The sequence below is a fragment of the Pseudozobellia sp. WGM2 genome (genome assembly GCF_017810075.1).
In the GTDB taxonomy this organism is placed as follows: domain Bacteria; phylum Bacteroidota; class Bacteroidia; order Flavobacteriales; family Flavobacteriaceae; genus JADNYK01.
Genome location: NZ_JADNYK010000001.1, coordinates 723,392 through 739,925 on the forward strand (window position 1 = coordinate 723,392; position 16,534 = coordinate 739,925).

Sequence of the window (16,534 nt, forward strand, 5' to 3'; positions counted from 1 at the left end):
GCTTTGCTATAGAAAATGATAAACTACGAGGAAAATATAGAGGTACAGGGCGCTCGCGTACACAACCTCAAAAATATAGATGTTACCATACCCAGAGAGAAATTAGTAGTGATTACCGGCCTTTCCGGTAGCGGAAAATCATCTTTGGCCTTTGATACGATTTACGCTGAAGGTCAGCGTCGGTACATAGAAACGTTCTCTGCCTATGCACGTCAATTTTTAGGTGGCTTAGAGCGACCTGATGTCGACAAAATTGATGGCCTCTCACCGGTAATCGCCATAGAACAAAAAACGACCTCAAAATCACCACGTTCAACGGTAGGCACCATTACCGAAATTTATGATTTTCTACGTCTACTTTTTGCAAGGGCGGGCGATGCTTATAGCTACAACACGGGTGAAAAAATGGTGAGCTATAGTGATGAGCAAATCAAAGAGCTGATCAAAGAAGATTACCTAAACAAAAAAATAAACATATTAGCCCCGGTTATAAAGTCTAGAAAAGGACATTATCGGGAACTTTTCGAGCAAATCGGCAAACAGGGTTTTGTGAAGGTCAGGGTCGATGGCGAGGTAAAAGACATTGTCAAAGGCATGAAGGTCGACCGATACAAGACCCATGATATCGAAATTGTAATCGACCGTTTAAAGGTCTCCAGTTCCGAAGAGTTGGATAAGAGGCTTACAGAAACAATCAATACCGCAATGTACAGCGGTGAGAATGTTTTAATGGTCTTGGAGGAAGGTGAGAGTGAAGCCCGCTACTTTAGCCGTGACCTGATGTGCCCGACTACGGGAATATCTTATCCCGTTCCGGAACCGAATACCTTTTCTTTCAATTCCCCGAAAGGAATGTGCAACCACTGTAACGGATTGGGCCATGTTTACGAGGTTAACGAAAACAAAATATTTCCGAATAAAAAATTATCGATCAAGTCCGGAGGTATTGCTCCCCTTGGTGATTATAAAAAATCATGGGCCTTTAAACAAATTGAAACCATCGGTCAACGATATAATTTTGAGTTGACCGACCCTATTCAAAATATTTCTGACGAAGCCATTAAAGTGCTACTTTATGGTGGTAACGAAACTTTTGAGGTAGATTCTAAAACTTTAGGTGTAAAACGTAATTATAAAATTGATTATGAAGGCATTTCAAACTTTATAAAAAATCAGTACGAAGAAGCCGGCACTACTTCTCTTAAGCGCTGGGCGAAAGATTTCATGGATAAGGTGACCTGCCCTGTATGTGAAGGGTCTCGCCTACGCAAAGAATCGTTGAATTTCAAGATTGATGAAAGAAATATTGCCGAATTGGCCCATCTTGACATCGCCGAGCTCGCTATCTTTTTCGAAGGGTTGGAAAAACAGCTTGAAGGCAATCAGCTCAAAATTGCAGAAGAAATCATTAAAGAAATTCGTACCCGTATTCGTTTTCTACTAGATGTCGGCTTAGACTATTTATCATTGAATCGAAGCTCTAAATCACTATCGGGTGGTGAAGCCCAACGTATTCGATTGGCTACTCAAATCGGGTCGCAATTGGTCGGGGTACTCTATATTTTAGACGAACCCAGTATCGGCCTTCACCAACGAGATAATTCGAGATTGATAAAATCACTTGAATCGCTTCGCGATATAGGCAATTCTGTTATCGTTGTAGAGCATGATCGAGATATGATAGAACGCGCAGACCATGTAATCGATATAGGCCCAAAAGCCGGCAAACACGGTGGCGAGATTATTTCTGAGGGAACGCCTGAAGAACTCAAACTACACGACACTCTCACAGCTGGCTACATTACCGGAAAGAGACAAATAGCAGTACCCCAAGAACGTAGAAAAGGAAATGGTAAAAAAATTACGTTGGCGGGTTGTACCGGTAATAACTTAAAAAATGTGACCATCGAGATACCTTTAGGTCAAATGATAGGCGTAACCGGCGTATCAGGTAGCGGTAAATCCACATTGATTAACGAGACCCTCTACCCTATCATGAACGCCCATTATTTTAATGGTGTCAAAAAACCGATGCCCTATAAAAGCATCAAGGGTCTAGAACATATCGATAAGGTAATCGATATAAATCAATCACCCATTGGTCGAACACCAAGATCTAATCCTGCTACTTATACGGGAGTATTTAGTGAAATTCGTTCACTTTTCACCAAAACACCTGAAGCCGCTATACGTGGCTATAAGCCTGGCCGTTTTAGTTTTAATGTTAAAGGCGGTCGATGTGAAACCTGCCAAGGAGGCGGATTACGGGTCATAGAAATGAACTTCTTGCCCGATGTTTACGTAGATTGTGAGACATGCAATGGTAAACGATTCAATAGAGAGACTTTAGAAATTCGCTACAAAGGCAAATCGATTGCCGATGTTTTAGAAATGACGATCAATGAGGCCGTTGATTTTTTTGAACTGATACCTAAGATATACCGTAAATTAAAAACCATTCAGGACGTAGGTTTGGGGTATATTTCTTTAGGCCAGCAATCAACTACTTTGTCCGGTGGTGAAGCTCAACGTATAAAGCTGGCCACTGAACTATCAAAACGTGATACCGGAAATACGTTTTATATCTTGGACGAACCCACGACTGGGCTCCATTTTGAAGATATCAGGGTATTAATGGAAGTTTTAAACCGTCTGGTAGACAAAGGAAATACGATATTGGTAATCGAGCATAATATGGATGTCATAAAAATGGTAGATTACATTATCGATATCGGGTACGAAGGTGGTCGTGGTGGTGGCATGGTAGTTGCAAAGGGTAGCCCTGAGAAAGTTGCCAAAGATAAAAAGAGTTATACGGCAAAATTCTTAAAGAAAGAATTGAGCTAAAATCCACGTTAAGGCACATATTCTTGCCTTTACATGTTTAAAATAAATCTTATTTTCGGCTTCGCCGACAAAAAAATAAACTAAATATGCGCAAAGAACAACACCATAAAGGTTGGAATGAAATTAAGACCAATGATTCTTGGGCCCTTTTTAAGATAATGGGTGAATTTGTCAATGGTTTTGAAAAAATGGGCACCATAGGCCCATGCGTTTCAATTTTTGGGTCGGCACGTACCAAAGAAGGTGATACCTACTATGAATTGGCAGTTAATATCGCAAAGAAAATTGCCGAAGCCGGATACGGAGTTATCACAGGTGGCGGACCAGGTATTATGGAAGCTGGTAACAAAGGAGCCCATTTGGCCGGTGGAACTTCAGTGGGACTAAATATTGATTTGCCCTTTGAACAACACGACAATCCTTACATTGATTCTGATAAAAGCCTTGATTTTGATTATTTCTTTGTTAGAAAAGTTATGTTCGTCAAATATTCTCAAGGGTTTGTCGTAATGCCCGGTGGATTTGGCACCTTAGATGAATTATTTGAGGCAATAACCTTGATCCAAACCAACAAAATAGAAAAGTTTCCGATTATTCTAGTCGGTACCGAATTTTGGACAGGTCTGATGGATTGGGTAAAGAACACCATGCTCGAAGTTAAAAATATCAGCCCGCATGATTTAGACCTTATCAAAATCGTCGATACAGAAGAAGAAGTGGTAGATATTATTGACGCGTTTTACAAAGGGCATACCCTCAGCCCTAATTTTTAACGCCTGTACTTGAGAGCAAAGTTTCCCATATCGTGCCTTTTTGGTATCATTTTTTCCCTGTTTGGGTATAGTGTGTGCAATGCTCAACATAATAACATACTGACTGCCACACTTGATGACGACAGTAATGCAATAGCCGTTCAGCAAGAGTTCATTTATGAGAACAACTCCGATGTTATCTTAAATGTGCTTTATTTTAATGATTGGGCACATGCGTACTCCAATAAAAATACCGGTCTCGCAAAACGTTTTGCCGAAGAGTTTAAGCGAAGCCTTCATCTTGCCAAACAGAATGAACGGGGGTATACCACTATCTTAAGTGCTGTTGATGATAATTATAGGGGCCTGAACTGGAAGCGTACCACTGGCGATGACATTATAAGAATTGAGCTAAATACCCCTCTTCGCCCCGGAGAATCGGCAAAGCTTTTTCTCACTTATTCGGTTAAACTACCTGAAAACAAATTTACACCTTATGGTTATGATAATAAGAATAACTATTATTTAAAAGACTGGTATTTGACTCCGGCCTATTTTGATGGTTCATGGCATTTATATTCCAACAAAAATTTAGAAGATCTTTACACTGGAGTTACAAGTACAACGGTCAACTTTACCTACCCTAGAGGGCTGAATTTAGTTTCAAACTTTCAAGTTCTAGGCAACAGTCAGTTCTCTAATGGTCAATTAGCGCAGCTTACGGCTACCCAACAGAAAAACTGTGAACTTATACTCACTCCAGAGAAAAAGTTCATGACCCATGTAACCCCAGAAATGACCATTATAACCGACATAGAATCGGCTAAATACAGTGAAATTGCAAGGGGCATATCTATTAATAGGGTCACAAAATTTATAAAAGATAACTTAGGTGACTATCCACATTCCCAATTATTGGTCAGTACAATCGACTATAATAAGAATCCTCTTTACGGCATTAATCAATTGCCTTCTTTTATTAGGCCCTATGAAGAACAGTTTCAATATGAAATGAAGTTCTTAAAAACCGCATTGATCAACATTCTAGAAGAAACTTTATTTCTCGACCCAAGAAAAGAGCAGTGGCTAAGTGATGCAATCGCTAATTATCTCATGATAGCCTATGTCGATGAGTACTATCCCGATCAAAAGCTTTTGGGTAAACTTTCAAAAATTTGGGGGGTACGAAGTTTTAACTTGGCCAAGATGGATTTTAATGAGCAGTACCCTTTTCTATATATGCTGACTTCCCGCAGAAATCTTGACCAACCCCTATTGACTTCCAACGACTCACTGATCAAGTTCAATCAAAAAATTGCCAACAAATACAAAGCTGGTCTTGGTCTCTCTTATTTAGCGAGTTATGTTGGTAAAGACAAAGTTGACAAGGGCATAAAAACTTTCTATAAGCATTATAAGCTCAGTCAGGTAAAAACACTTGATTTCGAGTCTATATTAAAGCGAATGACCAATAAAAATATCGACTGGTTCTTTCAAGACTATGTCTCTACAGATAGAAAAATAGACTTTAAAATAAAGAAAGTTGAAAAAACCGAAGACTCTTTATATGTCACCTTAAAAAATAAAAAAGGTACAAATGTGCCCATTTCTTTATTCGGATTGAAAAATGATTCGGTAGTTTCTAAATATTGGTTTTCAGATATTGAGACTATTAAAAGAGTGGTCATACCTAGACATGAAGAGGAAAGACTCGTTCTCAATTACGACCAGAAAATACCGGAGTTTAACCAGCGAGACAACTGGAAATCGTTAGGTGGGTTTTTATCCGGTAACAAAAAACTGAAATTTACCTTCTTTCGCGATTCTGAAAACCCATATTACAATCAAGTATTCTACGTGCCGATACTTAATTTTAATATTTATGACGGGTGGACCCCCGGTTTAAGGCTCTATAATAAAACTTTTCTTGAACGACCATTTGTATACGATTTTGCCCCCGCCTATTCATTCCGTGAAAAATCTCTCGTAGGATCAGGAAGGTTCAGCTATAGAAAATATTTGAGCAAGACCGGCCTTTATGTAGCTAACTATAGCCTAGGGGGGTCTACATATCACTTTCAAGAAAACTCCAGATATACTAAAATCACCCCCTCTTTATCTTTTGGTTGGCGACCAGAGAATTTAAGATCGAACAAAAAAGAGTTTCTGAGTTTCCGATATGTAAACGTACTGCGAAACAAAGCCGACAATCTTGCCGATTTCGAAACTCCGCCAGATTATAGTGTATTGAACGCAAGGTATACAAACCATAATCCGGGCATTATCAATTATCTTTCTTGGTTCGCAGATGCACAACACGCCAAAGACTTTAGCAAAGTAGCTTTTGAACTTGAATACCGACAATTGTTCGAGAACAATAGGCAGTTTAATTTAAGATTCTTTGCCGGTAAGTTCTTGAGAAATAAAACTACAGATTACAGAAACCCCAACTTTTTTAGTTTTGCCTTAGATCGCCCTACAGATTATCTTTTTGACTATGGATACTTGGGGCGCTCAGAAGATTCAGGGCTTTACAGTCAGCAAATTATAATTGCCGAAGGTGGTTTTAAATCGTTCATGCCAGAGCAATTTCGTTTTGCCAATGATTGGATGGCCACCGTGAACACCAGTGTGAACCTTTGGCGCTGGATTGAAGTATATGGTGATATGGGTTATGTTAAGAATAAGGAAGTGTCTGGTAAATTTGTATATGATTCAGGTGTCCGTCTTAATTTACTTACCGATTATTTTGAACTCTATTTTCCGGTATATTCCAATAATGGTTGGGAGGTTTCCCAGCCTAATTATGGTGAAAAAATTAGGTTTATCGTTACCGTGAGTCCGAAAACACTTATTGGTCTTTTCAACCGTAAATGGTTTTAGCCTAGCTAATACATCCTCAATAAATTCTGGTTTTTTTGACTTTTATTTGATTTTTTTCATCAATAAAGGATTTAAATTGGAAATTAATAAAAATTTCCGCATTTTTATGATATTGTAAAAATGCATTTGATTTGCTACTTTTGTGGAAAATCAAAAAACTTCAATGGATATTTCGCCTAAGACTAGTAACGATATTTCTTTCGATGATTTTAAGACACAAATCTTAACTGATTATAAAATAGCCGTACTTAGTCGAACCTGTAGTTTGATGGGGCGTAAAGAGGTTTTAACCGGTAAAGCGAAATTCGGAATTTTTGGAGATGGAAAGGAATTGCCACAATTGGCAATGGCCCGATCATTTAAAAACGGTGATTTTCGTAGTGGATACTATCGCGACCAAACCTTTATGATGGCACTGGGTCTGTTGACACCTAAAGACTTGTTTCACGCATTATATGCTACTACAGATATAGAAAAAGAACCTATGAGTGCCGGTCGACAAATGGGAGGCCATTATGTAACTTATAGTTTAAATGAAGATGGCAGTTGGAAAGATCTTACAAAACAGAAGAATAGCAGTGCCGATATTTCTTGCACTGCGGGGCAAATGCCTCGATTATTAGGTTTGGCCCAAGCCTCTAAAATGTATCGAAATCTGAAAAATATAGATGCCTCAAAATTTTCAAATCAAGGTGATGAAGTTGCATGGGGCACTATTGGTAACGCAAGCACTAGCGAAGGCATGTTTCTTGAAACTATAAATGCCGCCGGTGTACTTCAGGTGCCAATGGTTATCAGTATTTGGGACGATGATTATGGCATTTCGGTACCTGCCGAGTACCACGCCACCAAAGAAGACATCTCTGAAATGCTATCAGGGTTCAAAAGAACCGAAGAAAAGGCAGGTTTTGAGATGCTAAAAGTTAAGGGGTGGGATTACACTGCTCTCATGCATGCTTACGAAAATGCTTCTGACATTGCTCGAGAAGAACATGTGCCGGTAATTATTCATGTCACCGAACTCACTCAACCACAAGGCCATTCTTCTTCGGGGTCACATGAAAGATATAAAAGTCAAGAACGGTTAAATTGGGAAAAAGAGAACGACTGCAACAAACGTTTTAGAGAATGGATTCTTGAAACAGGAATTACTACTGAAGAGGAGTTGGGCGCTTTAGAAAAGGATATTTTAAAACAAGTAAGAAAGGCTAAAAAAGAAGCTTGGGCCGAATATTTGACAACGCATCAACCACATAAGAAGAAACTTGTAACTCTTCTTGATAATGCTGCAAGTAAAAGTGCAAACAAAAATTTTATAACCAAAATAAAAAATGACCTGATCGCTACCGATGAGCCCTTGAAAAAAGATTTGGCCATTGGTGCACGCAAAGCCTTACGGTATTTAATAGGAGAAGATTTTCAAGAAAAAAACGACCTTCTCAAATGGACCAGTGAGTTTTTGGCAGAAACTCAACCTAAGTATAGTGCAGACCTCTATAATGAAGGACCAAATCGTGCAACTAACATTTCAGAAGTTAAACCCACTTATGGCGAAAGCCCTGAAATGGTCGATGGTCGCTTAATTTTGCGAGACAATTTCGAGAAATTGTTCGAGAACAATCCCAATGCATTGGTATTTGGAGAAGATACCGGTGCTATCGGAGATGTTAATCAAGGATTGGAAGGCCTTCAGGAAAAATTCGGAAAATTAAGAATTGCAGATACAGGAATAAGAGAAACAACTATTATCGGTCAGGGTACCGGAATGGCACTTCGTGGCCTTCGCCCAATTGCTGAAATTCAATATTTAGATTACATCTTTTACGCTTTAGCAACTCTCACTGATGATGTTGCATGTTTGAGGTATCGAACCTTCGGAAAACAAAAAGCACCCTTGATCGTTAGAACCCGGGGACATCGCCTTGAGGGTATTTGGCATTCAGGCTCGCCAATGGCATCACTTATTCATTCACTAAGGGGCATGTATATACTTTCCCCACGAAATATGACCCAGGCAGCAGGTTTTTACAACACTTTGATGAAGAGCGATGAACCCGCCCTGATAATTGAAAGTTTGAACGGCTACCGACTTAAAGAAAGGAAACCTGAAAATCTTGGGGAATTCTGCACGCCGATCGGGGTCGTTGAAACTGTAAAAAAAGGTTCAGACATTACATTGGTTTCGTATGGTTCAACCTTACGTATAGTCGAACAGGCTGCAAAAGAATTGAAACAGGTGGGTATCGATGCCGAGGTTATTGATGCACAAACCCTTTTACCTTTCGACATTCGCCACGATACTGTGAAAAGCGTTCAAAAAACCAATAGATTACTCGTTATCGACGAGGATGTTCCCGGTGGATGTTCTGCATATATTTTAAACGAAATCGTAGAGAATCAAAAAGGCTACATGTATCTCGACAGTACGCCACAAACATTGAGTGCCCAAGCACATAGACCAGCTTACGGTAGTGACGGAGACTATTTCTCTAAGCCCAATGCCGAAGATATTTTTGAAAAGGTCTATGCTATGATTCACGAAAGTGATCCTGAAAATTATCCTAAACTAAGATGACAGGAAGATTTTCAGTTCCTCATTCAATCGTATTTATATTTAAACAGTGGTTCTTAATTAATTCCCAATGGTTTGGAAGATAATTACTTCAATCAAATACATGTTCATGCATAAAGCAGTTAGAAAACTGAAAGTCAATTGAATATAAATCAAAAGTAAACTCATCTATTTAGGACGACCCCGAAATCGCCCCATAAAAGGGAAATGAACACTTGCCACAATTATACCGATTGTGCTATTTTAGCAGTGGCGATGTGAATCGTATTGAACTATTCATCAAAAAAATGAATACATTTATACAGATTTAAACAACCAAAAAATGCAAAATACACTTATGAGAGACATCGGTTTGGCCATTTTGAGAATTGCTGCTTCGGCAATGATGCTTACCCACGGATACGGAAAGTTACAAATGCTAATTAATGGAGCTGAATTCGGTAACCCTATCGGTATTGGTTCAACACCTTCTCTTTTCTTAGCGGTTATCGGTGAGTTTGTCTGCCCCATCTTAATCATTTTCGGATTTAAAACTCGCTGGGCAGCTATACCAACCGCAATTACAATGGCTGTTGCCGCTTTTATTGCACATGGTGCTGACCCATTTCAAAAGAAGGAAATGGCATTATTGTACTTAACCATTTTTGTCGTTATAGCTTTGGTGGGGCCAGGAAAATTTAGTGTCGACAGGCGCTAATTAAATTATTTTCACCAGCAATTCTTTTAATAAATCTGCATGTGAAATGGCGTTCGATCCGACGCCCTTACCTTTAAGGTCCATCTCGCGAAGATGAGATACGATACCACTGACCTTTCTCATAGGGTAGTTACGAGCGGCGGTCTGAAACTCACCCACAAAATAAGGACTTATTTTCAGAGCACTGGCCACACTTTTCGGAGTGTGGTCATTCAAACCGTGGTACTGTAGCAGTTGAGTGAAGAATGCGTTCAACAAAGAAACGGTCAGCACCAATGGATTATCTTTAGGGTTCTGTGCAAAATAGTTTATAATTCTTGTTGCTTTTAGCACATTACGCTCTCCGATAGCCTTCTTTAGCTCAAAGTTGTTGTAATCTTTGCTGATACCAATATGTGTTTCGATATCTGCGGGAGTAATTTCTGATTTTTCGGGCAATACAAATTGCAATTTCTCAAGCTCGTTATTGATTCGGCTCAAATCAGTTCCCAGATATTCGGTCAGCAAAATTGCACCCTTATGAGAAATACTATAGCCTCTACTTTGTAGGTTCTTGCGAATCCATTCAGAAACTTGGTTTTCATAAAGTTTCTTACTTTCGAAAAGAATTCCACTCGCCTTGATTGCTTTATAGAGTTTTTTTCTTTTATCCAATTTTTTATACTTGTAACAAACGACCAAGACTGTGGTAGGTTGAGGATTATTCGCATAATCGACCAACTGCTCAATAGTTCGAGATAGATGCTGAGCTTCTTTAACGATGACTACTTGTCTTTCGGCCATCATCGGGTACCGCTTTGCATTACCGACAATGTCGTCTATACTCACATCTTTGCCATAAAGAACCATTTGGTTAAAACCTTTTTCTTCTTCGGCAAGAACATTTTTTTCAATGTAAGAAGATATGGCATCGATATAATATGGCTCCTCCCCAAAAAGAAAATAAATAGGCCTTATCGTACCGTTTTTTATGTCTTTGATTATATTTCTTACTTCCTCCATTAAAACTTAAATGATTTTTTGAGAACAATTGGTTACCATAATAGAGTTCGAATTTTATTACCCTATTTTTGAGATAAGAAATAGAAAAACTAGCCAGTACTCAATGCAACCGTTGAATCTACCCAAGTACAATTTCCGATTCAAAAATAGGGAAAATAACATCTTGATTTTTGATGTTATACGCAAAAAATTTGTGGTGTTACAACCTGAAGAATGGGTCAGGCAACATGTGGTCAATTATTTAATTGAAGACAAAAAGTATCCTCAGAGTCTAATTAATGTAGAAAAACAGTTGACTTTCAATGGCCTTACCAAACGTTATGATATCGTCGTATTTAATTCTCTCGGTGAAATCGATATTCTAGTCGAATGCAAAGCGCCTAAAATAAAAATCGACCAGACAACTTTTGATCAAATTGCTCGTTACAACCTCCTATTACGAGCTTCATATTTAATGGTCACTAACGGATTGGAACATTTTTATTGTAAAATGGATTTTCAATCAGAAAAATATCAGTTTCTAAAGGATATTCCTGATTTTAGCCGTTAATTTGCCCTCGTTTTGCGTATAGCTGTCGTCATACTTAATTGGAACGGTGAGGTACTTTTAGAAAGGTACCTACCCTCTGTTGTGAAATATTCACAGGATGCAGACATTTATGTAATTGATAACGCTTCAACAGACGACTCCGTCATATTTGTTGAGAAAAATTATCCCACAATTAAAGTAATTCGAAATTCTGAAAATGGTGGCTTTGTCAAGGGTTACAACCATGGTCTAAAACACGTAGATGCCGATATATACTGTCTTCTCAATTCAGATGTTGAAGTCTCTCAGAATTGGATATTACCCATTAAAAAATTATTCGCAGAGAATTCAAAAGCTGCCATAGTACAGCCTAAGATTCTGGATTTAATGCGAAAAGACCACTTTGAATATGCTGGTGCTGCAGGAGGTTTCATCGACCGGCTAGGCTACCCGTTTTGCAGAGGTCGTATTTTTCAGTCTTTAGAGATAGACAATGGGCAATATAACGATACACTAGAGATTTTTTGGGCAACGGGGGCATGTATGTTTATTAGAAGTGACGTCTTTTGGGAAGTAGATGGTTTCGATGAGAGTTATTTTGCGCATCAGGAAGAAGTAGATCTTTGTTGGCGTGCCAAAAATAAAGGTCATAAAGTGTTTTATGTAGGCGACTCACATGTATATCATTTAGGGGGATCGACATTGAGTAATATGAATCCGAAGAAAACTTTTCTGAATTTTAGAAACTCACTCTTCTCAATTACAAAAAACCTTCCAAGAAGAAAAGCGTTTCCAATCATCTTTATTCGGTTATTACTAGACGCAGTTGCCGCCATCAGATTTGTATTCCAGTTAAAGTTCAAACATTGTTGGGCTATTTTTTGGGCCCATCTAAGTTTTTACAAAAACTTCAGGAAGATGTATAGAAAAAGAGAGAAAGCTAATTTTGTATTAAATTATTACCAAACAAAATCCATTGTTTGGTCCCATTTCGTACATCATATAAAGAATTTTAACGTTTTAGTAAAAGATTAACTAATTTTGCAAAAACTTAATTTGGCGTTTATATAATTTTGTCCCTTATTGTCAAAGATTCAAAAACAAATAACAACAATTAATACTTAGTAACCCACATCACATTATGAAAAAAATAATTTTAGGTTGTTTAGGAGCAACCCTACTTTTAGGATCTTGTGTATCACAGAAAAAATTTGCTGATTTAGAGGCAAAGCACAAAGAAGCACAAGATTTATTGAATTCTGCTACAGTTAAGCTGAATGACTGTTTAGAAGAGAAGGCGACCGCAGATTCAAAAAACAAAACGTTGTCAGATCAAAATGCGTTCTTGAAAGCAAACAATCAAGAGTTGATCAACAACATGGGCAACCTAACTACCCTAACCTCTAAAGGAGCAGAGAACTTAGAAAAGTCTTTAGAAAGCTTAAAGGAAAAAGACTTAACTATTCGTAAGCTTCAAGATGCTATCACTAGAAGAGATTCTGTAAACTTATCTTTGGTTCAAAGCTTAAAAGGAGTTTTGGGTAACCTGGATGATGAAGATATCGAAATCAGTGTTGAGAAAGGTGTAGTTTTCGTTTCTATATCTGATAAGTTATTATTTAGCAGTGGAAGCTATAATGTTACTAGAAGAGCTAGAGAAGTTCTAGGTAAAGTAGCACAAGTGGTAAACAACAAGCCTGATTTTGAGTTTATGGTAGAAGGTCACACCGATGATGTACCTTACGGAAAACACGGTAATCTTTTAGATAACTGGGATTTGAGTGTAAAACGTGCTACAGCTGTCGTTAGAATTCTTCAGAATGACTTTAGCGTTGACCCTAAGCGTATGACCGCTGCCGGTAGATCAGAGTACGTTCCTGTTTCTCAAACCGAGAAGTCTAAGAACAGAAGAACCCGTATCGTTGTTCTTCCAAAAATCGATCAGTTCTATAGCATGATCGAAGAAGGAATGGATGATCCAGCAATCAATAATTAAGGTTAATCTAATCCCTTAGCAAAAATTTTAAAAGCCGCTACTCATTGAGTAGCGGCTTTTTTATACTTCATTTTTTTAGAAATTATTTATTTAGTCTAAGAGCTGAAAGCCTTGGTAGCTAACTAAAAATATTCAAGTCGCCTTTACCCTCACGTATAATTTCTGGCTCTCCCTCAGAAAGATCGATAACCGTAGAGGCCATGTTGTCTCCGTATCCGCCATCAATTACGATATCAATAAGGTTTTGCCACTTCTCGTAAATAAGTTCAGGATCTGTCGTATACTCCAACAGCTCGTCTTCATCGCGAATGGAAGTAGATACAATTGGGTTGCCCAAACCTTCGACCAATGCTTTTGCAATAGCATTATCGGGTACTCGAATACCTACCGTTTTTTTCTTTTTAAAGTCTTTGGGCAAATTGTTATTTCCAGGTAAGATAAAGGTATACGGCCCTGGTAAGGCCCGTTTCAATATTTTGAACGTAGCCGTATCTATTTGTCGCACATAGTCGGAAAGGTTGCTTAAATCGGCACATATAAAAGACCAGTTGGCCTTGGCCAACTTTATACCCTTGATTCGGGCTATTTTTTCTAAAGCTCTTGAGTTGGTAATGTCGCAACCCAAGCCATATACCGTATCTGTGGGGTAAATGACCAATCCTCCTTTCCGTAACACCTGTACAACCTTATTGATTTCTTTGGGGTTAGGGTTTTCCTCGTATATTCTTATTAATTCGGACATATTTTCTAAATGGATAAAACCACCCTATAAATTAAACGTTTTTTGATTAATTCACATCACCTATCATACCATTTGTTGTCAAGTATTTAGATAGGGACAAACACACTAGCATTCAGTAATTTATCCTACAACCTCCAACTTAGCAAACCGCAATAAAAGCTTTTTGATGTCACCCTTATCGAACTGAATTTCCGCTTTTTTGTCATTACCGACACCTTCAATTTTTAGAATTTTACCTCGCCCGAAGCGTGTGTGGTTTACCAAAGAGCCCTCTGCCAAATTTGGGTCGATTACGTTGGTGTTACCCACAGGGTTCGAAAGTTCCGGCTTAAGCTTACGTAACTTTCTGAGTTGGCTTTCGTTGGGCTTCTTATGGCTCGGCGGCGTGCCACTTGTAGGTTTATTTTGTCTTAACCTGCTTTTATCGACTTCCCCAAAAATATCGGCATCTACCAATGGCTTGTAGCGATACCCCGTACCTATGGGTGTCAGATTCTCAATAAATTTTTCATCGATTTCTTCTAAAAATCGACTGGGCTCGGCATCTATGAGCTTCCCCCATCGATAACGGTTTTGGGTATAGGTAAGATAGGCTTGTTTCTCCGCTCGGGTCAAGGCCACATAAAAAAGCCTACGTTCTTCTTCCAATTCACTTCTGGTATTCATACTCATGGCCGAAGGAAAAAGATCTTCTTCCATACCTACAATATATACATACGGAAACTCTAGACCCTTGGCCAAGTGAATGGTCATCAGTGCCACACGGTCGTCATCACCGGTATCTTTATCTAAATCAGTCGCTAAGGCCACATCTTCTAAAAACTCACTAATATTACCGGTTGCATCGACCACTTCTTTTTGCCCCTCAACGAAATCTTTGATACCGTTCAAGAGTTCTTCGATATTTTCCATACGAGCAATACCCTCTGGTGTTCCATCTTTCTTAAATTCAAGAAGAACACCTGTTTTCTTGGCTACATGCTCAGCTAGGGTAAAAGCATCTGTGCCTTCGTTCATGATCTGAAAGCTCTTGATCATGGTCACGAAATCTTGTAACTTTCTTCGGGTACCCGAATTAATTTTGAGGTCGATTTTATCTAAATTATCCATTACCTCAAAAATCGAACGGTTATAATGATTGGCGGCAACGGTTAATTTATCTAAAGTAGTATTACCGATACCTCTGGCAGGAAAATTAATCACACGCTTTAAGGCTTCCTCATCTTTGGGGTTAATGACTAACCTAAGGTAACTTAAAACATCTTTTATTTCCTTTCTTTGGTAAAACGAAAGTCCACCATATATGCGATAGGGAATATCTCTCTTTCTCAGTGCATCTTCTATGGAACGGGACTGTGAGTTGGTCCGGTATAGAACGGCAAAATGTCCGTTAGGTAAGTGTTCGTTCATCTGCGTATCCCAAATTGAACCTGCTACATACCTACCTTCTTCTGCATCGGTAGTGCTGCGATGAACTTTAATCAATGGTCCATCATCATTATCCGTCCAAACTACCTTTTCAAGTTGGTTTTTGTTTTTAGCGATTATCGAGTTCGCGGCATTTACAATATTCTTGGTAGAGCGATAATTTTGTTCCAATCGATACATGGCCACGTTCTCATAATCACGTTGAAAATTGAGAATATTACTAATATTTGCACCTCTAAACGAATAAATACTCTGTGCATCATCACCTACTACACATATATTATGATACCTATCCGCCAATGCCTTCACAATAAGGTATTGGGAATGATTGGTATCTTGATACTCATCTACCAATATATATTTGAACCGCTCTTGGTACTTCATCAACACCTCTGGAAAACGATTTAAGAGCTCATTGGTTCGAAGTAAAAGGTCATCAAAATCCATCGCACCGGCCTTGAAACAACGGTCGACATAATTTTGATATATCTCTCCCATTCTAGGCCGTTTGGCCATTGCGTCGGCTTCGACCAACTCAGGATTTTGAAAATAGGCTTTGACGGTGATCAGACTGTTTTTGTAAGATGATATGCGATTCTGTACCTGTTTGTACTTGTAAATATCCTTGTCTAGCCCCATTTCTTTGATTATGGATGCTAACAATCGCTGTGAATCTTGGGTATCGTATATGGTAAAATTGCTGGGAAAACCCAATTTATCGCCATCAAAACGTAATAACTTGGCGAATACGGAGTGAAAAGTACCCATCCAAAGGTTTTTGGCTTCCGAATTACCCACAATTGTTGCAATACGCGCCTTCATTTCACGGGCCGCCTTATTGGTAAATGTAAGTGCCAAAATATTGAATGAATCTACGCCTTGTGCCATCAAATGTGCAATACGAAAGGTAAGTACACGGGTTTTGCCCGACCCCGCACCAGCAATCACCATTAATGGTCCGTCTTTATGCAATACCGGTGCTTTTTGAGCATCGTTCAATCCGTCAATAAAATTCTCCAAATCTTCTTTTTTAGCGATGTGAATTTAGCCATAATTACCCTTATGCTAAAATGTATATAAGGAATA

General features: G+C 38.7%; 11 protein-coding genes. 8 read left to right on the forward strand and 3 right to left on the reverse strand.

Going from position 1 to position 16,534, the window contains the following annotated elements; all coding sequences use genetic code 11:
* Positions 1-15 precede the first annotated feature (15 nt).
* From uvrA to IV512_RS03285, 5 genes are all read left to right on the forward strand, one after another.
* On the forward strand, positions 16-2,847 hold the full coding sequence (uvrA, locus tag IV512_RS03265; RefSeq protein ID WP_209400545.1) for an excinuclease ABC subunit UvrA: 2,832 nt from the start codon (positions 16-18) through the stop codon (positions 2,845-2,847).
* An 86-nt stretch (positions 2,848-2,933) separates the two neighbouring features.
* Positions 2,934-3,620: a TIGR00730 family Rossman fold protein gene (locus tag IV512_RS03270; RefSeq protein ID WP_209400547.1), complete on the forward strand. Its 687-nt coding sequence runs from the start codon at positions 2,934-2,936 to the stop codon at positions 3,618-3,620.
* Positions 3,621-3,629: 9 nt separating this feature from the next.
* Positions 3,630-6,482 (forward strand): metalloprotease, encoded by a 2,853-nt coding sequence (locus IV512_RS03275; RefSeq protein ID WP_371743250.1) that lies wholly within the window; start codon positions 3,630-3,632, stop codon positions 6,480-6,482.
* A gap of 163 nt (positions 6,483-6,645) precedes the next feature.
* Complete coding sequence (locus IV512_RS03280) at positions 6,646-9,057, forward strand: thiamine pyrophosphate-dependent enzyme (protein WP_209400549.1); 2,412 nt, start codon at positions 6,646-6,648, stop codon at positions 9,055-9,057.
* Between the two features lie 319 nt (positions 9,058-9,376).
* Positions 9,377-9,751, forward strand: coding sequence for a DoxX family protein (locus tag IV512_RS03285; protein WP_209400551.1), 375 nt, complete (start codon positions 9,377-9,379; stop codon positions 9,749-9,751).
* Here IV512_RS03285 and holA read toward each other — a convergent pair whose 3' ends face one another.
* A complete protein-coding gene (gene holA / locus IV512_RS03290; protein WP_209400553.1) occupies positions 9,752-10,753 on the reverse strand; it encodes a DNA polymerase III subunit delta in 1,002 nt (333 codons plus the stop codon).
* Positions 10,754-10,856: 103 nt separating this feature from the next.
* Here holA and IV512_RS03295 point away from each other — a divergent pair, with 103 nt between their 5' ends.
* The 3 genes from IV512_RS03295 to IV512_RS03305 all read left to right on the forward strand — a co-directional run bounded on the left by IV512_RS03295 (position 10,857) and on the right by IV512_RS03305 (position 13,278).
* Positions 10,857-11,303: a type I restriction enzyme HsdR N-terminal domain-containing protein gene (locus IV512_RS03295; protein ID WP_209400555.1), complete on the forward strand. Its 447-nt coding sequence runs from the start codon at positions 10,857-10,859 to the stop codon at positions 11,301-11,303.
* A 12-nt stretch (positions 11,304-11,315) separates the two neighbouring features.
* Complete coding sequence (locus tag IV512_RS03300; protein ID WP_209400557.1) at positions 11,316-12,317, forward strand: glycosyltransferase family 2 protein; 1,002 nt, start codon at positions 11,316-11,318, stop codon at positions 12,315-12,317.
* Between the two features lie 106 nt (positions 12,318-12,423).
* The gene (locus IV512_RS03305) at positions 12,424-13,278 is read left to right on the forward strand and encodes an OmpA family protein (protein WP_209400560.1); all 855 of its coding nucleotides are present in this window, start codon (positions 12,424-12,426) and stop codon (positions 13,276-13,278) included.
* Positions 13,279-13,396: 118 nt separating this feature from the next.
* Here IV512_RS03305 and IV512_RS03310 read toward each other — a convergent pair whose 3' ends face one another.
* Together IV512_RS03310 and IV512_RS03315 are read right to left on the reverse strand one after the other, a co-directional pair.
* Positions 13,397-14,020: an L-threonylcarbamoyladenylate synthase gene (locus tag IV512_RS03310; protein WP_209400562.1), complete on the reverse strand. Its 624-nt coding sequence runs from the start codon at positions 14,018-14,020 to the stop codon at positions 13,397-13,399.
* A gap of 120 nt (positions 14,021-14,140) precedes the next feature.
* Complete coding sequence (locus IV512_RS03315) at positions 14,141-16,468, reverse strand: ATP-dependent helicase (protein ID WP_209400564.1); 2,328 nt, start codon at positions 16,466-16,468, stop codon at positions 14,141-14,143.
* Between the last annotated feature and the right edge of the window lie 66 nt (positions 16,469-16,534).